The sequence below is a fragment of the Pseudomonas sp. S3_A09 genome, from assembly GCF_054668065.1.
In genome coordinates this window covers 3,075,709-3,095,663 of record NZ_CP162752.1, presented here as the reverse complement: position 1 = coordinate 3,095,663, position 19,955 = coordinate 3,075,709, and the positions used below count along the sequence as shown (strand labels likewise).

The following is a 19,955-nucleotide window of genomic DNA, read 5'->3' as shown; positions in this document are numbered from 1 at the left end:
TTTTTGCGCCTACGCCACTTACTGACGCGTTGCGCCACGGACCCGGCCTTTCCATGAACACAACCGCCCCCACTCGCCTTGCCCTGTTACTGCTGGGCCTGTGCTCCAGCGCACTGGCCGATGACGGCTCGTTGACCCTCGACCCCAGCGTCGTCACCGGTTCGCGCAGCGCCAGCCCGACGTTCGACCTGCCTTACTCGGTGGACGGCGTCAGCCGCGAACAAATCAGTGACGGCCAGCTCGGCATCAACGCCTCCGAAGCCCTGTCCCGCGTGCCCGGCCTGGTCGTGCAGAACCGCCAGAACTATGCCCAGGACCTGCAGATCTCCTCCCGTGGCTTCGGCGCCCGTTCGGCATTCGGCGTGCGCGGTATCAAGCTGATTGCCGACGGTATTCCCGCCAGCACCCCGGACGGCCAGGGTCAGGCGGCCACGTTCAACCTCGATACAGCCGAACGCATTGAAGTGCTGCGCGGCCCTGCCGCCACTCTGTATGGCAGCAATGCCGGCGGCGTGATCCAGATGTTCTCCCGCGACGGCGAAGGCCCACCGCGCATCGGCGCCGAAACCCTGGTGGGCAGCGACGGACTGAACAAAAACCACCTGACTGCTGAAGGCGCCGCCAACGGTGCCGGCTTCGTGCTCGACGCCTCGCGCATGGACACCAATGGTTACCGCGACCACAGCAGTGCGCGACGCGACCAGACCTTTGCCAAGCTCAACTTCCAGCCGGATGACGACAGCAAACTCGCCCTGATTTACAGCAGCCTGGAACAGAACGGCACGCAGGACCCACTCGGCCAGACTTGGGCAGGGTATAAGGCCGATCCGCGTTCGGTAAGTGCCAATGCACTGACCTACAACACGCGAAAAAGTATCGACCATCAGCAATTGGGCATGAATTACGAGCGCTACCTCGGCGATGCGACGTTGCAGGTGAATGCGTATACGGGGCGGCGGAGTGTGATTCAGTATCTGTCGATCCCTGACAAGTTCGCCAGCGGCGTGACCAACCCTGCCAATGCGCGCGGCGGAGTGGTGGCGTTCGACCGGAAGTTCTACGGCGGTTCCGTCCACTGGTTGCAACCTATCACCAGCGTTCCGGGCAACCTGACCCTGATCGCCGGCGTCGACTACGACCGCAGCCAGGACGATCGCCAAGGCTATTCCAACACCGTCAATGGCGTTCACGGCGTAAAAGGCGCTCTTGGCCGTGACGAAATCGACACCGCCACCAGCCTTGACCCATTCGTGCAAGCCAACTGGTTACTCGGTGACTGGACGCTGCAAGCAGGCCTACGCCACAGCACCATGGAAATGAAAGTAAACGACCACTTCCTCAGCGACGGCAACGACAGCGGCAGCAAGACTTACCAGAAGAACACACCGTCAGTCAGCATCATGTACGCCTTCACACCTGACTTGCATGGCTACGTCAGCGCTGGCAAAGGCTTTGAAACCCCGACGCAAGCTGAATCGGCATATTCCGGCAACTCAAACGGCTTCAACTTCGCGCTCAAGCCTTCGGTCAGCACGCAGTATGAGGTGGGCCTGAAAGCACGCGTAGGCCAGGACACACGCATCAACGCCGCCGTATTCCAGATCACGACCGAAGACGAGTTGGTGGTACAGCAATCCAGCGGCGGCCGTACGACTTATCAAAACGCCGGCCGCACCCTGCGCCGCGGCTTCGAATTGGGCATCGAAAGCCAACTCAGCGACCACTGGACCACCAACCTCGCCTACACCCGCCTGCAAGCCACCTACGACAGCGACTTCGTCAGCGGCGGCAGCACCGCTGTCGACAAGGGCAACTACCTGCCCGGCGTGCCGCAAACCACGCTGTTCGCCGAGCTGAACTGGAAACCCCGGGACTGGGTCAGCACCGCCATCGAAGGCCTGTACCGCAGCAAGGTCTATGTCGAAGACACCAACAGCCAACGTGCCGCGCCGGCCTACAGCGTCTTTAACTGGCGCGCACGTTTTGAGCAGAAAGTCGAACACTGGACCTTCCACCAGACCCTGCGTCTGGACAACTTGCTCGACCGCCAGTACGTCAGCTCGGTGAACGTCGGCGATGGCAACAACCGATACTACGAAGCCGCTCCTGGCCGCTCGTGGTACGCCGGTGCTGGTGCCGAGTACCAGTTCTAAAACCACCACAAGGCTCATGTGGGAGCTGGCTTGCCTGCGAATGCGTTAGGTCAGCAACACATGTACTAACTGACACACCCTATTCGCGGGCAAGCCCGCTCCCACATTTTGACCGCGATCAGACCTGAGCTGGCAAGCGCTGATCGATGAGTTTGTACAACGCACTCTCCGACGGCCAGTTACGCATAAACCGCGCACGATCCTTGGCATACGCTGAGGCAAAGCTGGCGTCGGAGGCGTGTTGGCACATGGCATCCAGGTCGATCAGCGACCAGCGATCCTCGTCCCAGAACAGGTTATGCCCCTTGAAATCGCCATGGCTGATGCGCTCGCGGATCAGTTCAGCGAACAGGTGATCCAGCGCCTGCAGTTCGCTTTCCGGTGCGTCACCGTTTTCAACGTACGGCGCGAAGCGTTCGATGATGTCCGGCCCCGGCAGGTACTCGGTGATCAGGTACGCACGGCTACGCAGCCAGAAGAAGCGTTTTTCCAGCACCGCCAGCGGCTTGGGCGTGGCGATGCCGAGGAAGGCCAGGCGATTGCCTTCGCGCCAGGAATGCCAGGCGCGGCTCGGGCGCCAGAAGCGCTTGAGCCAATGGGCGAAGCCCTTGATGTTGTAGCGCTTGATCACCAGCGGCCGGCCGGCCACTTCGACCTTGGCCACACTGGCCGCACCACCGGTCTTGTACAGGTGGCCCTGGTCGAGTAACGCATCCGCCTGCGCCAGCACCGGCAGCATCGCGGACTCTTCTTCGCGCCGAATCGCGCGCAAGGCAAAGGCGCCACGCACCACGCTGAACAACGTGCACTCGCGGCCGACCTTGTTCAAAAAGTCCTTGAGGCGCCAGACGCTGACCTTGCGCACCTGTTTTTCCAGGGCTTCCAGGGGCAGGGCGTGTTCGCCATTGCTCAGCAGGTAGTACACGAGCAGTTCTTCGGTGAACGGTTCGAGATTTTTCGGCAACTGGGCGAAAAACACCCCGAGGTTTTCCAGCACGCGGTTACGCGACAGTGGCTTGCCAGCCTCTTCGACGCGAATGCCGGCGCCATCGATCAAGTACAGCTTGCCGTCCTTGCGCAGCAGGTTGTCCAGGTGCAGGTCTTCCTGCCACAGGCCTTGGGTGTGCATCTGCGCAATCGCGCCCAACGCTTCGGCGAGCACCGCGGTTTGCTCATCGGCCAGCGGCGGCAAGTGTTCGACAGCCTGCCAGGCATCGGCCAGGCTTTCGGCGCCCTCGATGAATTCGAATAGCAACCAGCCGCCCTCGCCTTCCTGCAAGCCGTCCGCCAGCAACAACGGTGTGGTCAGCCCCTGCTCGGCCAATAGGCGTACGCCGCTGAGCTCACGCTGAAAGTGCCGTGCTGCCTTGCTGCCCACCAGTAACTTGGCCAACACCGGACGGCCACGCCAGACGGCCGCGCCCACATAGCGCTCGCCTGGCAACACGCGCAACAGGCTCAGCAGTTGCAACTGACCAGGGCCCGCCGCATCGGCCAGTTCGAGGGTCAGGGGCAAGTCCGGGGTACGGCCGGCGGTTTTCAGCTCGGACAAACGCATCAACGGTTTTCCTTGTGGCTGCGGCGGGCGGTCAACTTCTGCAGCCAGGTGCCGACCAGCGCGCTGTCTTCCGGCTGGTCGAGATAGGCGGCCAGCAATTGGCGCACTTGCTCATCAGACCACTGCGGCGCACGACGCAACAGCGGCTCCAGATCCTTGACCCGATCACGCCAGCCGAACAGCAACGGGCGGGTTTTCTCCAGGTCGATCAACTGCGCGGCATACCCGTCGCCGGTGGCCTGCAGGAAAATATGCTTGGGATAGAAACAGCCATGCACTTGGCCAACGCTGTGCAACCGACGAGCAAGCTGACCGCAAGCCAGCAGGATCGCACGGTGCTGGGCGTCGCTCAGTTGCGCCCATTGTTCCAGCAACGAATCCAAGTCATTCCAGCCGTCCAGGGCGCGGGTGAGCAGCATCGCGCGGTGTTCGCCATCGACTTTGCGCTCGCCGTAGAACGCCGCTTGCAAGGCCGGAATGCCAAGCTTGCGGTAACGGCTGATATTGCGGAATTCACGGGAGAAACTCGGCTCGCCAAAAGGACGGTGCAAGCTGCGCGTCAGGTAATTGCTCTGGCGCTTGAGGTAGTAACCCTGGCCGTCGAGTTCAAGGCGAAACACGCTGCTCCAACCTCCGCGACTGGTATTGGGTTCATCCACCGCGTCCAGTTGTTTGGCCCACAAGGCGTCGAACGTCGATAGGCCGTGGCGCTCCAGCAGCGCACGGTCTTCAACCGCCAGGAAATCACTCATTCGCGTCCCTCGAAAAACTTCACCACGTGGCGAATCCGCTCTTTATCCGATGCACTCAGGTGCCGGCACTGACGGTACTGTATGTAGAACCGCAGGCGCTGGGTGGCAGACAGGTGATACTTGGCCACCTTGTCCAGGCACGCCAGGTCTTTGGTGATGCGGTACTTGAGCCAGAACCCGCGCCAGAAATCACCATTGGGGCAATCGATCAGGTACAGGGTGGCCTGATCATCGATCAGCAGGTTGCGCCACTTCAAATCGTTATGGGTAAAGCGATGTTCGTGCATGGTGCGCGTGTACTCGGCGAGTTGGCGACTCACCGCGTTGACCCACTTCGGGTCGTGCAGGCGCGCATCATTGCGCTCGGCCAGTACCGAAAGGTCTTCGGTCTTCGGCAACTCGCGGGTGATCATCGCCCCACGGTCGTAGGCCAGGCCTTTGCGCTCCAGCCCCCAGGCGACCACATCGGCGGTGGGGATGCCCCATTTGGCGAATCGCTTGAGGTTCTGCCATTCGGACTTGACCCGAGGCTTGCCCAGGTAACGCCGCAACCCCTTGCCCGCACCGGTGTAGCGCTTGACGTAGTAATTGACCCCGCCCCGCTCCACACGGATCACTTCCGACAGCGGATCACGGGTCAGCCGCTCGCCCTGCAGGGCGAACACCGCTTCGAGGCTGCCAAAATCATCCGCCAGGTGGGCGTAAACCGGTTCCAGGTTCCAACCCGCCATCAGATTGCATCCCCGAGGCGCTGTTTGCGTGCATACAGCTTGTCGGCCTTGCGTTGCATCAGGCTCAACGACGCCGAGTGCTCGGCCAGGATCTGGCGCAGCGGCTGGCGGAAGTAACCCTTGAGAAAGCGCAGTTTGTCGCGACGGGTCAGGCCGATTTCCAGCGCCGAGTAATACAGCGCGGAGAGGTCCTTGTCGCGCCAGCGCAACGGCAAGTGCGCACGCAGTTGGGCGCGGTGCAGGTCGATCACCGACAGCTTGATGTTCTTCGCATCGATGGGTTTGGCAGTGTCCAGCAGGAAGTGGCACAGGTAGCAGTCGCGGTGGTTCACGCCGCCACGGTGCATGTCGCCGACCATGCGAGCAAGCTCCGCCGTGAGGGCGTGACGCAGCGCAGGCGCCGGAGGCTCGGCAACCCAATTGATAGTCACATCTTCCAGGCTGAGGGTCGGCGCCAGCTCTTCGGTGATGATGAACGAGTGCTGGTCTGCCGGGTTGCTGCCCTTTTCGCCGAAGGCGACGCCGGTCATGGTTGGCACGCCGAGTTCCTGCAGGCGATGAATCGCCGCCCACTCAAGGCCCGCGCCCAGCACCGGCAGCTTGGCGGTGATCAGGTTCTTGAAGATCTCGCCCCAGCCGATGCCACGGTGGATCTTGACGAAATACGGACGGCCATCCACCACGGTACGCAGGGTGCGACGCGCCGCCAGCTCACGGAATACTTCGCCTTGCAGTTTCTCGACTTCGGCAAAGGCATCAAGCCCGGCCCATAACGTCTTGAACGGTTCGGCAAGAATCAACTTCATCGTTTTGGCTCCGCCAGGATCACATCCGCAGCGTGCTGCGGCATGCTGTAAAGGTCGGCCGTCTCAGCGAAGGCCAAACCATTGCGGCTCCAGGCCGCGCGCTGTGCAGTGTCGGTGAGCATCTTCGCCAGGTACGTGTTGAGCTGCGTTTGTTCAAACGGCTCATCCAGCACCAGGCCGCTGTCAGCTTCAGCGATGTAGTGAGCATACCCACACACGGCCGAGACCAACACCGGCAACCCGGCCACCAGGGCCTCAAGCAATACGGTGCCGGTATTTTCGTTGTACGCCGGATGGATCAACAGGTCGGCGCCCAGCAGGAAACGCGGGATATCGCTGCGGCCCTTGAGAAACTGCACATTGTCCCCCAGCCCCAGCGTCGCGCTTTGCAGTTGGAATACCTTGGGGTCGTCCTGGCCGATTACAAACAGGCGCGTGCGTTTTTTCAGCTCAGACGGCAATGCGGCCACGGCCTTGAGGCTGCGGTCGACGCCCTTGGTCTTGAAGCCCGAGCCGATTTGCACCAGGAGCAAATCGTCATCGCCCAGGTTGAACTCCTGGCGGAAACCCTCGCGAATCTCGGCGGCATTCGGCGGTGCGCGGCGGTCCTGGGCAATGCCCGGCGGCAGCAGGTGGAAGCGTTCCAGCGGCGTGTCGTAATGCTTGATGAACAACGGCTGCTGCACTTCGGAGATCATCAGGACTTCAGTCTTGGCGTCCTTGGCGAACACTGCACGCTCGTAGTCGGCAAAGTGCTTGTAGCGACCAAAATAGCGGTACAGCGAGTGGCGCAGGTTCTGTGCCTTGTCTTCAAAGCAGCCGTCGGCGGCGTAGTACACATCCAGGCCGGGCATTTTGTTGAAGCCGATCAGACGGTCCACGGGGCGCTTGGCCAGGTCGGCCTCCATCCATGCGCTGAGTTTCTCATTGCGCCGATGGTTGAAGAACGCCTTGACCGGCGCCACCAGCACTTCGAAACCGGGCGGGATGTCGCCCTCCCAGATCAGCGTATAGACACGAATCTGGTGGCCGCGCTGCTGGCACTCCAGGGCGATGCGCATGAAGTCGCGCTGCAGGCCACCGAAGGGGAAATACTTGTACAGCACAAAAGCCAGTTGCATCAGTGCAGCTCCTCAGCCAATAACAACGTGCTCAGTCGGCTTGCCACACGCTCAGGGTTCAGGCGCGTGAAGCACAGGGGCGACTCGCGCTTGATGTCGAACCGACGCAGGTCGTCGGCCGTCGGTTGATAGGTACATTGCTTTTGCAGGCACGGCGCGCAGGGGAAGTCGCTGGCCAGGTGAATCTGGCCCTTGCCATAGGCGCCGGTGAGGCCGGGGTTAGTCGGGCCGAACAGGGAAATGGTCGGTACATCCAGCGCGGCGGCCAGGTGGCCGAGACCAGTGTCCACCGCCACGCAGGCGCGGGCGCTGGCCAGTACGCGAGCGACGCCGGCCAGGTTCAATTTGGGCAGCACTTCGGCGTGTTGCAGGCCTTGGGCCAGGCGTTCGGCGCGGGCTTTTTCGGCGGCGTTGCCCCAAGGCAATTTCACCTCCACACCCAGGCGCCCCATGCGCTCGGCCAGCTCGCGCCAGTAGGCTTCGGGCCAGTGCTTGGTGTCCCAGGTGGTGCCATGCAGCAGCAGCACAAAAGGTTTCTTCGGCGGCAGGCCCAGGAGCTTTTCAGTGCTCAGGCCGTAGTCGCCCAGACCTTTGGGCAAGTCATAACCGAGCGCCACGGCGAATAACTGGCGCAGACGCTCCACCGCGTGTTGCCCACGCGCCACGGCGAGGCGTCGGGAGTAGAAACGTGCAGCCATCGGCTCGCGCGCGGAATTCTTGTCGAAACCGGCGATTGGCGCGCGCACGTAACGGGTCAGCCAGGCGCTTTTCAGCAGGCCCTGGGCATCGATCACCAAGTCATATTTGGTCGACTGGACTTGCTGCTTGAAACGCCGCCATTCGCCACTTTTGATGGTCTGCCAGATGTTCTTGCGCCAGCGGCGGATCGCTACCGGGATCACTTTGTCCACCGCAGGGTGCCAAGTGGGAATCTCGGCGAAGCCTTCTTCCACCACCCAGTCGAATCGAATGCCCGGGATCGCCCGCGCTGCATCGGTCAGGGCCGGCAAGGCATGAATCACGTCGCCCAGGGATGAGGTCTTGATTACCAGTACGCGCAAACTATCGGACCTCGACCGCAGAGCCCTGCAACCGCTGCAAGGCTTCGTTCACCGGCTGCGGCAGCAACTGGCGCATGCAGTTGTAGTGACCAAAACGGCAGGTGCGATCAAAACACGGGCTGCATTCCAGGCCCAGGCGCACCACTTCGACCTTGTCGGCCAACGGCGGGGTGAAACCCGGCGATGTGGAGCCGTACACCGCCACCAGCGGGCGGTTCAGCGCGGCGGCGACGTGCATCAGGCCGGAGTCGTTGGACACCACCGAATCGGCGCAGGACAGCAGGTCGATGGCTTCGGCCAGGGACGTGTCACCACTGAGGTTGACCGCCTCTTCACGCAGGCCAGGAATCAGGCGCTGGCGAATGTCCTCACCCACCGGATGGTCCTTCTTCGAACCAAACAGCCAGACCTGCCAGCCTTCACGGATCTTGGCCTCGGCGACCTTGGCGTAGTGCTCCGACGGCCAGCGCTTGGACTCGCCAAATTCGGCCCCAGGGCACAGCGCCAGGACCGGACGGTCCAGCGTCAGGCCGAACTTGGCCAGGGCGGCATCACGGCTCACGGGGTCAATCTGCAGGCTCGGACGCGGATACGGCGTGGGCAACTCGGCCCCCGGCTCGTAAGCCAGGGCCATGAAGCGCTCGATCATCAGCGGGTAGCGGGCCTTGTCTAGCGTACGCACGTCGTTGAGCAGCACGTAGCGGAACTCGCCACGCCAGCCGGTGCGCTTGGGAATACCGGCGAAATACGGCACCAACGCCGATTTGAGTGAGTTGGGCAACAGGATCGCCTGGTCGTATTCGCCCGCCAGGGATTTACCGATACGACGGCGGGTCGCCAGCTCCAGGGCGCCATGGCCGAGCGGGAAGCTCAAGGCCTTGCGCACTTCGGGCATGCGTTCGAGGATCGGCCGGCTCCACTCAGGGGCGAGCACGTCAATCTGGCAGTCCGGGTAGCGCATGCGCAGACACTGAAACAGTGTCTGCGCCATCACCATGTCACCGACCCAACTGGGCCCAACGATCAGAATATTCATGTAGTTTCCACAAACGATGCGGGGAGGCTTATGCCTCCCCGCCCTAATAGTGTTTCAGCTCAACCCCAGCTCCTGCCAGATACGCATCACCTGGCGCCGTTCGTCGGCGAACTGATCCCCGGCCACCGTACCGGCCTCATTTTGCAAGGCCTGGCGATGCGCAGCCGAACGGTAGGCCTTATACACCTCGCGCAGCAGATGGGCATCGGCGGCGGGCATCAAACCCACCTGCTCCAGGCCTTCCAGAATGCGGATATTGTCGGTATAGCGCAGCAACGATGGATGTTGCGCAGACCACGCCAAAGCCGCGTATTGCACCATAAATTCAATATCGACGATACCTCCGGCGTCCTGCTTGAGGTCGAACGCCGCCGTGGCCTCAAAGGCATTGGCGCCGGTGCCGGCCGCCGTGGTCTTAGTGCCCAGGTTGTCACGCATCTTGGCGCGCATCTCGCTGACCTCCTGGCGCAGCTTCGTCAGGTCCCGCGCCTGCCCCAACACGTTAGCCCGTACCTGCTCGAATGCCTGACCCACATCCTGGCTGCCGACCAGCACCCGAGCGCGGATCAAGGCCTGATGCTCCCAAGTCCAGGCTTCATTTTGTTGATAACGCGCAAATGCGCCCAGCGAACTGACCAACAGCCCGGACGCGCCGGAAGGTCGCAGCCGCATATCCACCTCATACAACTGGCCGGAGTTGGTCTGCGTGGTCAGCAGATGGATGATGCGCTGGCCCAGGCGTGTGAAAAACTGCGCACCGTCGATCGGCTTGGCGCCATCGGTTTCCGCCTGCGGATCGCCATCGTGGATAAACACCAAATCCAGGTCCGAACCATGCCCCAGTTCGATCCCGCCAACTTTCCCATAACCGACAATGATGAACCCAGGATCGCACAGGGTGCCGTCCAAGCGCTGCGGCGAGCCGTGGCGCGCGACAGTCTGGCGCCAGGCCAGGGCCAGCACTTGTTCAAGGATCGCCTCGGCGAGCCAGGTGAGGTAGTCACTGACTTTCATCAGCGGCAGGCTGCCGGCGATTTCCGAGGCGGCCACGCGCAGGCGGTGGGCCAGCTTGAAGTGACGCAGGGCTTCCATTTGTTGCTCAAGGTCGTCTTCGGGAATGCGCGTCAAACGCTCACGCAGTTCGGCGGCCAACTCGGGCGCCAGCGGCGGCTTGAACAGACGGCCTTCGTTGAGCAACTCGTCGAGCAGCAGCGGGAAACGCGTGATCTGCTCGGCGATCCACGGGCTGGCGGCGCACAGGGTCAACAGCCGACGCAGGGCGTCGGGGTTTTCCGTGAGCAACACCAGGTAAGCGGAACGCCGGGCGACGGCTTCGACCAATGGCAGCACGCGCTCCAGCACCAAGTCCGGGTTGGCGTGTTCGACCGCTTGAGCCAACAGGCGCGGAATGAACGCATCCAGCCGCTCACGCCCCAAACGCTGCATGGCACGCAGTTGCGGGCTGTTGCGCAGGCCGGCCAACGCCTTGAGGGCCTTGGCTGCGTCGGCAAAACCACCTTCGGCCAACTGGCGGCAGGCAGCCTCTTCATCTTGGGATTCTTCCCACAGCGGCAACCACTCACCACCCACGACCAATTCGCTTTCTTCGCCCTCTTCTTCGTCAGGATCAGCGATCACTTGGCGGAAATGCCAGTCCACCCGACCGCGCCAATACATCAGGCACTCGTGGAACGAGGCCCAGTCGGCAAAGCCCAGCATAAAGGCAATGCGCGCCTGGTCTTCCGGACTGTCCGGAAGCATTTGCGTCTGCCGGTCGGCAATCGCCTGGATCGCGTGCTCGGTGTAACGCAGGAATTCGTAGCCATTGCGCAATTCGGCGATCACCGCCGGCGGCAGGTAGCCCTGGCCTTCCAGGGTGCCGAGCACCTTGAGTAAGGGTCGCTGCTGCAAGCTCAAGTCACGACCGCCGTGGATCAGTTGGAAGGCCTGGGCGATGAACTCCACTTCGCGGATGCCGCCCGAACCCAGCTTGATGTTGTCGGCCATGCCTTTGCGCCGCACCTCCTGCTGGATCAACTGCTTCATGGTGCGCAGCGCTTCGATGGCGGAGAAGTCCAGATAGCGGCGATAAACGAAGGGTCGCAACATTTCCAGCAACTGCGCACCGGCAACCTGGTCGCCAGCGACGACGCGCGCCTTGATCATGGCGTAGCGTTCCCAGTCACGGCCCTGGTCCTGGTAATACTGCTCCAGCGCGTTGAAGCTGAGCACCAGCGCACCGGCCGAACCGTAAGGGCGCAGGCGCATATCGACGCGGAACACGAAACCGTCGACGGTCATCGGGTCGAGGGCCTTGATCAGCTTTTGACCAAGACGGATAAAAAACTCCTGGTTATCCAGGGCGCGCTTGACGCCAACGGTCTCGCCACCCTCGGGGTAGGCGAAGATCAGGTCGATATCCGACGACAGGTTCAACTCGACCGCGCCGAGCTTGCCCATGCCGAGGATCACCATCTGCTGCGGCTCGCCGCTGCGCCGACCAGTGGGCGTGCCGAACTGAACGCAATGACGCTGGTACAGCCACTGGTAGGCCTGGTCGATGCTGGCGTCAGCCATGTCGGAGAGGTCGCGGCAGGTCTGCACCAGGTCCGCCTGGCGAGTCAGGTCGCGCCAGATGATGCGCACTTGCTGGCGCGTACGCTGACGACGCAGCACGCGGCCCAACTCATCTTCTGTTTCGGCTTGTTGCACCGCACCAGCGATCTGACCGCACAACTCACCGGGCGCAAAACCACGGTCCAACTCGCCCCAGGCCACCAGCTCCAACAACATCAAAGGGTCACGAACACTCTGTTCAATGACGAAATCACTGGCCGCGCACACGCGGGCGAAGTCGGCCCACCGTTGCGGCGTCCACGCAGAAAGTCCATGATCGTCGTCCAGCGCGGCCACTGCGTCACAAAATGACTGCTCGGCCCGCCGGGCTTTTGGCAAGAGAATGGCTGGCAGTTCGGCCAGTGTTGGAAGGCTCATGGTCTATCCTTGATCGGCGCGTAAAGGGCGTGTAGGTGTGAACGTAAGAACCGCGCTCTATGAAGGACTGTCGAACAAAGGTTAGAAATAGCTGAAATTAATTTCATTTTGGCAGCCAACATCAAACTTTCACCTTTTCTTGTTCGCAAAAGATCAACAATAACGATTATGCTCACCAGCCAGACCGAGCCATACGCTCAGTCTTGTGTAGTTTTACTACTCGTATATACATTCGAAAGGCTGAAATGGCCGACGATTTGTAGTAAAACTACAGGACGCCGAAGCAACCTTCGGCCATCCAAGAATTTATGTCGTCTGCCCACAAGGCCAGTCGCAAACTTCAGGCAACCGATTCTGGTAGCCTTTCCGCCCTGGAGCAAGCCATGCAAGACCTCGATCCCGTCGAAACCCAGGAATGGCTGGACGCCCTGGAATCGGTTCTCGACAAAGAAGGCGAAGACCGTGCTCACTACCTGATGACCCGTATGGGCGAACTCGCGACCCGCAGCGGCTCGCAACTGCCTTACGCCATCACTACGCCATACCGCAACACCATTCCTGTTACCCACGAAGCACGCATGCCTGGCGACCTGTTCATGGAACGCCGCATTCGCTCGCTGGTACGTTGGAACGCCATGGCGATGGTAATGCGCACGAACTTGAAAGATTCGGACCTGGGCGGTCACATCTCCAGCTTCGCCTCCAGCGCAACCCTGTATGACATCGGCTTCAACTACTTCTTCCAGGCCCCGACCGACGAACACGGCGGCGACCTGATCTACTTCCAGGGCCACACCTCGCCAGGCGTCTACGCCCGTGCGTTCATGGAAGGCCGCATCAGCGAAGAACACATGAACAACTTCCGCCAGGAAGTGGACGGTAACGGCCTGTCGTCGTACCCGCACCCTTGGCTGATGCCTGATTTCTGGCAGTTCCCGACGGTATCCATGGGTCTGGGCCCAATCCAGGCGATCTACCAGGCACGTTTCATGAAGTACCTGGAAGCCCGTGGCTTCATCCCGGAAGGCAAGCAGAAAGTCTGGTGTTTCCTGGGTGACGGCGAGTGTGACGAGCCGGAATCCCTGGGCGCCATCTCCCTGGCCGGCCGCGAGAAGCTGGACAACCTGATCTTCGTCATCAACTGCAACCTGCAGCGCCTCGACGGCCCGGTTCGCGGCAACGGCAAGATCATCCAGGAACTTGAAGGCGTGTTCCGCGGTGCTCAGTGGAACGTGACCAAAGTCATCTGGGGCCGCTTCTGGGACCCACTGCTGGCCAAGGACGTCGACGGTATCCTGCAACGTCGCATGGACGAAGTCATCGACGGCGAGTACCAGAACTACAAAGCCAAAGACGGCGCGTTCGTGCGTGAACACTTCTTCAACACGCCTGAACTCAAGGCGATGGTTGCCGACCTGTCCGACGACGAGATCTGGAAACTCAACCGTGGCGGCCACGACCCGTACAAGGTCTACGCGGCCTACCACGAAGCGGTCAACCATAAAGAACAACCAACCGTAATCCTGGCCAAGACCATCAAGGGTTATGGCACCGGTGCCGGCGAAGCGAAGAACACTGCGCACAACACCAAGAAAGTCGACGTCGACAGTCTGAAGTTGTTCCGCGACCGCTTCGACATCCCGGTCAAGGACGAAGAGCTGGAGAACCTGCCGTTCTTCAAGCCAGAGCCGAACAGCGCCGAAGCCCGTTACCTGGCTGAGCGCCGCGCCGCACTGGGTGGTTTCGTGCCTCAGCGTCGCGCCAACAGCTTCAGCGTACCGACGCCAGACCTGAGCACCCTCAAGGCTATCCTCGACGGCTCGGGCGACCGTGAAATCTCCACCACCATGGCCTTCGTGCGGATCCTCGCGCAGCTGGTCAAGGACAAGGACATCGGCCCGCGCATCGTACCGATCATCCCGGACGAAGCCCGTACCTTCGGTATGGAAGGCATGTTCCGTCAGTTGGGCATCTACTCCTCCGTCGGCCAGCTCTACGAGCCAGTCGATAAAGACCAGGTGATGTTCTACAAGGAAGACAAGAAGGGCCAGATCCTCGAAGAAGGTATCAACGAAGCGGGCGCCATGAGCTCCTTCATCGCTGCCGGTACTTCGTACTCCAGCCACAACCAGCCGATGCTGCCGTTCTACATCTTCTACTCGATGTTCGGCTTCCAGCGTATCGGCGACCTGGCTTGGGCAGCAGGCGACAGCCGTACCCGTGGCTTCCTGATCGGCGGTACCGCCGGCCGGACCACACTGAACGGCGAAGGCCTGCAACACGAAGACGGTCACAGCCACATCCTGGCTGCCACCATCCCGAACTGCCGCACCTTTGATCCAACCTACGGCTACGAGCTGGCGGTGATCATCCAGGACGGCATGAAGAAGATGACCGAAGAGCAGCAGGACGTTTTCTACTACATCACCGTGATGAACGAGTCCTACCAGCAGCCAGCCATGCCGGCCGGTGTCGAGGAAGGCATCATCAAGGGCATGTACCTGCTCGAAGAAGACACCAAGGAAGCGGCGCACCACGTACAGCTGATGGGCTCCGGCACCATCCTGCGCGAAGTGCGTGAAGCGGCTAAGATCCTGCGTGACGAGTTCAACGTCGGCGCTGACGTATGGAGCGTGACCAGCTTCAACGAACTGCGTCGCGATGGCCTGGCCGTAGAGCGTCACAACCGCCTGCACCCTGGCCAGAAGCCACAGCGCACCTTCGTTGAAGAGTGCCTGACCGGCCGTAAAGGCCCGGTGATCGCTTCGACCGACTACATGAAACTGTTTGCTGAACAAATTCGCCAGTGGGTCCCGTCCAAGGAATTCAAAGTCCTGGGCACCGACGGTTTCGGCCGCAGTGACAGCCGCAAGAAGCTGCGTCACTTCTTCGAAGTCGACCGTCACTTCGTGGTGTTGGCAGCCCTGGAAGCCTTGGCTGACCGCGGTGAGATCGAACCTAAGGTGGTAGCAGACGCTATCGTCAAGTTCGGGATCAACCCGGAAAAACGCAACCCACTGGACTGCTGAGGAGATTTTTTGTGAGCGAACTCATTCGCGTACCTGACATCGGCAGCGGTGAAGGTGAAGTAATCGAGCTGTTTGTGAAGGTCGGCGACACCGTCGAAGCCGACCAGAGCATCCTGACCCTGGAATCGGACAAGGCGAGCATGGAAATCCCTGCTCCCAAGGCCGGCGTGGTCAAGAGCCTGAAAGTGAAGCTGGGCGATCGCCTGAAAGAAGGCGACGAACTGCTGGAACTGGAAATCGAAGGTGCCGCTGACGCGGCCCCTGCGGCGTCGCCTGCTGCCGCTGCTGCACCCGCCCCTGCTGCTGAAAAGCCTGCTGCTGCCGAGGCTGCTCCAGCCCCGGCCGCTGCACCTGCCGCCGCCACCGTCCAGGACATTCACGTCCCAGACATCGGCTCGTCGGGCAAGGCCAAGATCATCGAGCTGCTGGTCAAGGTCGGCGACACCGTCGAAGCCGACCAGTCGCTGATCACCCTGGAGTCCGACAAGGCCTCCATGGAAATCCCTTCGCCGGCTGCCGGCGTAGTGGAAAGCATCGCGGTCAAGCTGGAAGACGAAGTCGGCACTGGCGACTTCATCCTCAAGCTGAAAGTACAAGGCGCTGCACCTGCTGCCGCTCCAGCACCGGCAGCCGCTCCGGCCGCCAAGGCTGAAGCGGCTCCGGCTGCTGCCGCCCCTGCGCCTGCTGCCAAAGCCGAGGCCGCTCCGGCCCCTGCTGCTGCCGCTCCTGCGCCAAGCGGTGCCAAGGTTCACGCCGGTCCTGCCGTGCGTCAACTGGCCCGTGAGTTCGGCGTTGAGCTGAGCGCTGTGTCGGCCACCGGCCCTCACGGTCGCGTGCTGAAGGAAGACGTGCAGGTTTACGTCAAGGCCATGATGCAGAAGGCCAAGGAAGCGCCGGCTGCTGGTGGCGCTACCGGTGGTTCGGGCATTCCGCCGATCCGTACCGTGGACTTCAGCCGCTTCGGCGAAATCGAAGAAGTGCCGATGACCCGCCTGATGCAAATCGGCGCGGCCGGTCTGCACGCGAGCTGGCTGAACATCCCGCACGTGACTCAGTTCGACCAGGCCGACATCACCGACCTGGAAGCTTTCCGCGTTGCGCAGAAAGCCGTGGCCGAGAAGGCCGGCGTAAAACTGACCGTGCTGCCACTGCTGCTCAAGGCCTGCGCGCACCTGCTCAAGGAACTGCCGGACTTCAACGCTTCGCTGGCTCCAAGCGGCAAGGCGATCATCCGCAAGAAGTACGTGCACATCGGTTTCGCGGTCGACACCCCGGATGGCCTGCTGGTGCCGGTCATCAAGAACGTTGACCAGAAGAGCCTGCTGCAACTCGCTGCCGAAGCCGCTGCACTGGCTGCCAAGGCCCGCGACAAGAAGCTCACCCCGGACGACATGCAGGGCGCGTGCTTCACCATCTCCAGCCTCGGTCACATTGGCGGCACTGGCTTCACGCCAATCGTCAACGCGCCGGAAGTGGCGATCCTGGGTGTGTCCAAGGCAACCATCCAGCCTGTGTGGGACGGTAAAGCGTTCCAGCCGAAGCTGATGCTGCCACTGTCGCTGTCCTACGATCACCGCGTGATCAACGGCGCCGCAGCTGCACGCTTCACCCAGCGTCTGAGCCAACTGCTGAACGATATCCGCACTATCCTGCTGTAAGCCGCCATGGCCTCCTCTTCACCGAGGAGGCCTGGCTGCAACGATTTTCGAGCGCCACGCTCGCACCTCAACCCCGCCACTTGGCGGGGCTTTTTTTGCCTGTTTTCCCGCAGGAAGCTGGACACACAAAACAGGTTTGTACACCTTCCATCACCTCGATTGCAGAAATCCCTCTCGCGGCCGATAACCCCCTTATAGCACTTAGCCTTCATCCTCTCTTGTCAGCCCGCGCCGCATGATGCAACCTTGCCGCAGGCAGCAGAAAAGAGGGCGTGAGCCCGGCGCAGTGCGCGTAATTTCAAGTGAGTTTCCCCCATGAAAAGCCAACCCGATGTCGCCCGTATGGCGGCCGAGGTAGTGACGCAGTTACCGGTGCCTTCGCGCCTCGGTATGCTGCGTTTCGAGCGGCTTAATGAGGCAAGCTGGGCCCTTCTTTACCTCGACCCCAATTGCGAACGCCAATTCGGCCTTTCGGCGGTCGAATTGTGTGCCTTGATCGGCACGCCTTACGCCAGCCTGATGGAGCCCCAGGCGCGCTATCAACTGCACGACACCATCCAGCAGCAACTGACCCAGAGCCCTCATTACCTGGTGCGCTATACCCTGCACACCAGCGACGGGCCGCTGAGCCTGCTGGAAATGGGCGAAGCCTATAAGCAACACAATCGCCATCTGCTGCGCGGCTACCTGATGGTGGTCGATGGCTTGTTCAGCGAGATTCCCACCGCGGCCCCCACGGCAGACCTGGAGAACCAGAATAGCCGCCTGCAGATCGCCCTGGAGCTCAACCAGCGCGCCCAACAGGAACAACTGCAGCATCTGGAGCGGGTGCGCGCCCAGCAAGAGTTGATTCTGCTGCTGGCCCGTCAGCGCTACACCACCCCCAATTCGCTGCAAGAAGCCGCCGAGCTGATTACCCGCAGTGCCTGTGACATCTACCAGATCGACTGCGCCAGCATCTGGAACCTCGAAGGCCAGCGCCTGGTGCCGATTTCGGCCTACCACCGCGCCGACGGGCAACACCACCTGCCCGAATCCATCGATGCCAGCTGCTTCCCGGACTACCTGGAAGCCCTGCACAGCAGCCGGGCGATCGACGCCACCAACGCGATGCACGACCCACGCACTCGGGAAATGGCCGACAGCCTGCGCGACAAAGACATCCACGCCATGCTTGACGCCAGCATTCGCGTCGACGGCCATGTCGTGGGCGTACTGTGCCTAGAGCAAAGCGGTAGCACCCGCGCCTGGCAAGCCGATGAAATTGCCTTCGCCGGCGAGCTGGCCGATCAGTTCGCGCAAGTCATCAACAACCACAACCGTCGGACGGCAACCAGCGCGCTGCACCTGTTCCAGCGCGCCGTGGAACAAAGCGCCAACGCCTTTCTGCTGGTCAATTGCGACGGCGTGGTCGAGTACGTCAACCCAAGCTTTACCGCGATCACCCAATACAGCGCCGAGGAGGTCCACGGCCACCGCCTGGCCCAGTTGCCGGCGCTGGAGAACCTCAGTGAGTTGCTGTTCGACGCACCGTCGAGCCTGGCCAAGAGCAACAGCTGGCAGGGTGAATTCAAAAGCCGCCGTAAAAACCTCGAACCCTACTGGGGCCAGTTGTCGATTTCCAAAGTGTATGGCGACAACCGCGAGTTGACCCACTACATCGGCATCTACGAAGACATCACCCAGACCAAGCTGGCCCAGCAGCGCATCGAGCGTCTGGCCTACACCGACAACCTGACCAACCTGGGCAACCGCCCGGCGTTCATCCGCAACCTCGACGAGCGCTTCGCCCGTGACAGTGACAGTCCGATCAGCCTGTTGCTGGTGGACATCGACAACTTCAAGCGCATCAACGACAGTCTTGGTCACCAGACCGGCGACAAGCTGCTGATCAGCCTGGCGCGCCGCTTGCGTAACAGCCTGAGTACCGGCGGCAGCCTGGCGCGGTTTGCCAGTAACGAGTTCGCGGTGCTGCTCGACGACACCGATCTGGAGAGCGGCCAGCAGGTGGCCAGTCAGTTGCTGGCGACGCTCGACAAACCGATGTTTGTCGACAATCAGCTGATCAGCGTCACCGGCTCCGTGGGCCTGGCCTGCGCACCGCTGCATGGCCGCGACCCGCAGACCCTGATGCGCAACGCCGGCCTCGCCCTGCACAAGGCCAAGGCCAACGGCAAGCATCAGGTCCAAGTGTTTACCGAAGCACTGAACGCCGAGGCCAGCTACAAGCTGTTCGTGGAGAACAACCTGCGTCGCGCCCTCACCCAGAATGAGCTGGACGTGTTTTACCAGCCCAAGCTGTGCCTGCGCAGCGGCCGCCTGCTCGGCATGGAAGCGCTGCTGCGCTGGAACCACCCGGAAAAGGGCATGATCCGCCCCGACCAATTTATCAGCGTGGCGGAAGAGACCGGCCTGATCATCCCCATCGGCAAATGGATCGCCCGCCAGGCCTGTCGCATGAGCAAGCAACTGAGCGCCAGCGGCATGGGCAACTTGCAGGTGGCAATCAACTTGTCACCCAAACAGTTCTCCGACCCGGACCTGGTGGCCTCGATTGCCAGCATCCTCAAGGAAGAACAACTGCCGGCCAACCTGCTGGAGCTGGAACTGACCGAAGGCCTGCTGCTGGAAGCCACCGAAGACACACGCCTGCAGCTTGATCAATTGAAAAGCCTTGGCCTGACCCTGGCCATGGACGACTTCGGCACCGGTTACTCGTCGCTGAGTTACTTGAAAAAATTCCCCATCGACATCATCAAGATCGATCGCAGCTTCATCCACGAAATCCCGGACAACCAGGACGACATGGAAATCACCTCCGCGGTGATCGCCATGGCCCACAACCTTAAGCTCAAGGTGGTGGCCGAAGGCATCGAGACCGCCGAACAACTGGCGTTCCTGCGCCGCCACCGTTGCGATGTGGGCCAAGGCTACCTGTTTGACCGGCCAATCCCTGGGGCAGAGCTGCTGGCGATGCTCAAACGCTATCCGCGCGGGCCAATCGCCTGACAGCGCCGTAACACTCGGGCACACTGGTTGTCTGAATTCTTACCCAA

The 19,955-nt window shown here is 61.6% G+C and carries 12 protein-coding genes; 4 read left to right on the top strand and 8 right to left on the bottom strand.

Features of this window, described 5'->3' with window-relative positions; all coding sequences use genetic code 11:
• Nucleotides 1-53: 53 nt before the first annotated feature.
• On the top strand, nt 54-2,153 hold the full coding sequence (locus AB4N92_RS14480) for a TonB-dependent receptor family protein (RefSeq protein WP_460127383.1): 2,100 nt from the start codon (nt 54-56) through the stop codon (nt 2,151-2,153).
• A gap of 118 nt (nt 2,154-2,271) precedes the next feature.
• Here the strand turns inward: AB4N92_RS14480 and AB4N92_RS14475 are convergent, their stop codons facing one another.
• The 8 genes from AB4N92_RS14475 to glnE are packed head-to-tail and all read right to left on the bottom strand — an operon-like array spanning nt 2,272 to nt 12,212.
• A complete protein-coding gene (locus AB4N92_RS14475) occupies nt 2,272-3,711 on the bottom strand; it encodes a lipopolysaccharide kinase InaA family protein (RefSeq protein ID WP_236266918.1) in 1,440 nt (479 codons plus the stop codon).
• Nucleotides 3,711-4,463 carry a lipopolysaccharide kinase InaA family protein gene (locus tag AB4N92_RS14470; RefSeq protein ID WP_069672811.1) on the bottom strand — a complete coding sequence of 251 codons (753 nt, stop codon included), beginning with the start codon at nt 4,461-4,463 and terminating at the stop codon, nt 3,711-3,713. Before AB4N92_RS14470 ends, AB4N92_RS14475 begins: the two co-directional genes overlap by 1 nt.
• Nucleotides 4,460-5,194, bottom strand: coding sequence for a lipopolysaccharide kinase InaA family protein (locus AB4N92_RS14465; RefSeq protein WP_010213681.1), 735 nt, complete (start codon nt 5,192-5,194; stop codon nt 4,460-4,462). Before AB4N92_RS14465 ends, AB4N92_RS14470 begins: the two co-directional genes overlap by 4 nt.
• Nucleotides 5,194-6,000, bottom strand: a complete 807-nt coding sequence (rfaP, locus tag AB4N92_RS14460; protein ID WP_010213682.1) for a lipopolysaccharide core heptose(I) kinase RfaP — start codon at nt 5,998-6,000, stop codon at nt 5,194-5,196. The genes AB4N92_RS14465 and rfaP overlap by 1 nt, the downstream gene beginning before the upstream one ends.
• Nucleotides 5,997-7,121 (bottom strand): glycosyltransferase family 4 protein, encoded by a 1,125-nt coding sequence (locus tag AB4N92_RS14455; protein ID WP_010213684.1) that lies wholly within the window; start codon nt 7,119-7,121, stop codon nt 5,997-5,999. The genes rfaP and AB4N92_RS14455 overlap by 4 nt, the downstream gene beginning before the upstream one ends.
• A complete protein-coding gene (gene waaC / locus AB4N92_RS14450) occupies nt 7,121-8,182 on the bottom strand; it encodes a lipopolysaccharide heptosyltransferase I (RefSeq protein ID WP_042571374.1) in 1,062 nt (353 codons plus the stop codon). Before waaC ends, AB4N92_RS14455 begins: the two co-directional genes overlap by 1 nt.
• A 1-nt stretch (nt 8,183) precedes the next feature.
• A complete protein-coding gene (waaF, locus tag AB4N92_RS14445) occupies nt 8,184-9,218 on the bottom strand; it encodes a lipopolysaccharide heptosyltransferase II (RefSeq protein WP_044286536.1) in 1,035 nt (344 codons plus the stop codon).
• 54 nt (nt 9,219-9,272) lie between these two features.
• Nucleotides 9,273-12,212, bottom strand: a complete 2,940-nt coding sequence (glnE, locus tag AB4N92_RS14440) for a bifunctional [glutamate--ammonia ligase]-adenylyl-L-tyrosine phosphorylase/[glutamate--ammonia-ligase] adenylyltransferase (RefSeq protein WP_045791369.1) — start codon at nt 12,210-12,212, stop codon at nt 9,273-9,275.
• Nucleotides 12,213-12,595: 383 nt separating this feature from the next.
• Here glnE and aceE point away from each other — a divergent pair, with 383 nt between their 5' ends.
• From aceE to AB4N92_RS14425, 3 genes are all read left to right on the top strand, one after another.
• A complete protein-coding gene (gene aceE, locus AB4N92_RS14435; RefSeq protein WP_010213689.1) occupies nt 12,596-15,241 on the top strand; it encodes a pyruvate dehydrogenase (acetyl-transferring), homodimeric type in 2,646 nt (881 codons plus the stop codon).
• An 11-nt stretch (nt 15,242-15,252) separates the two neighbouring features.
• Nucleotides 15,253-16,899 carry a dihydrolipoyllysine-residue acetyltransferase gene (gene aceF / locus AB4N92_RS14430; protein WP_045791371.1) on the top strand — a complete coding sequence of 549 codons (1,647 nt, stop codon included), beginning with the start codon at nt 15,253-15,255 and terminating at the stop codon, nt 16,897-16,899.
• Between the two features lie 315 nt (nt 16,900-17,214).
• Nucleotides 17,215-19,908 (top strand): putative bifunctional diguanylate cyclase/phosphodiesterase, encoded by a 2,694-nt coding sequence (locus AB4N92_RS14425; RefSeq protein ID WP_176332228.1) that lies wholly within the window; start codon nt 17,215-17,217, stop codon nt 19,906-19,908.
• The last annotated feature ends 47 nt before the right edge of the window (nt 19,909-19,955 follow it).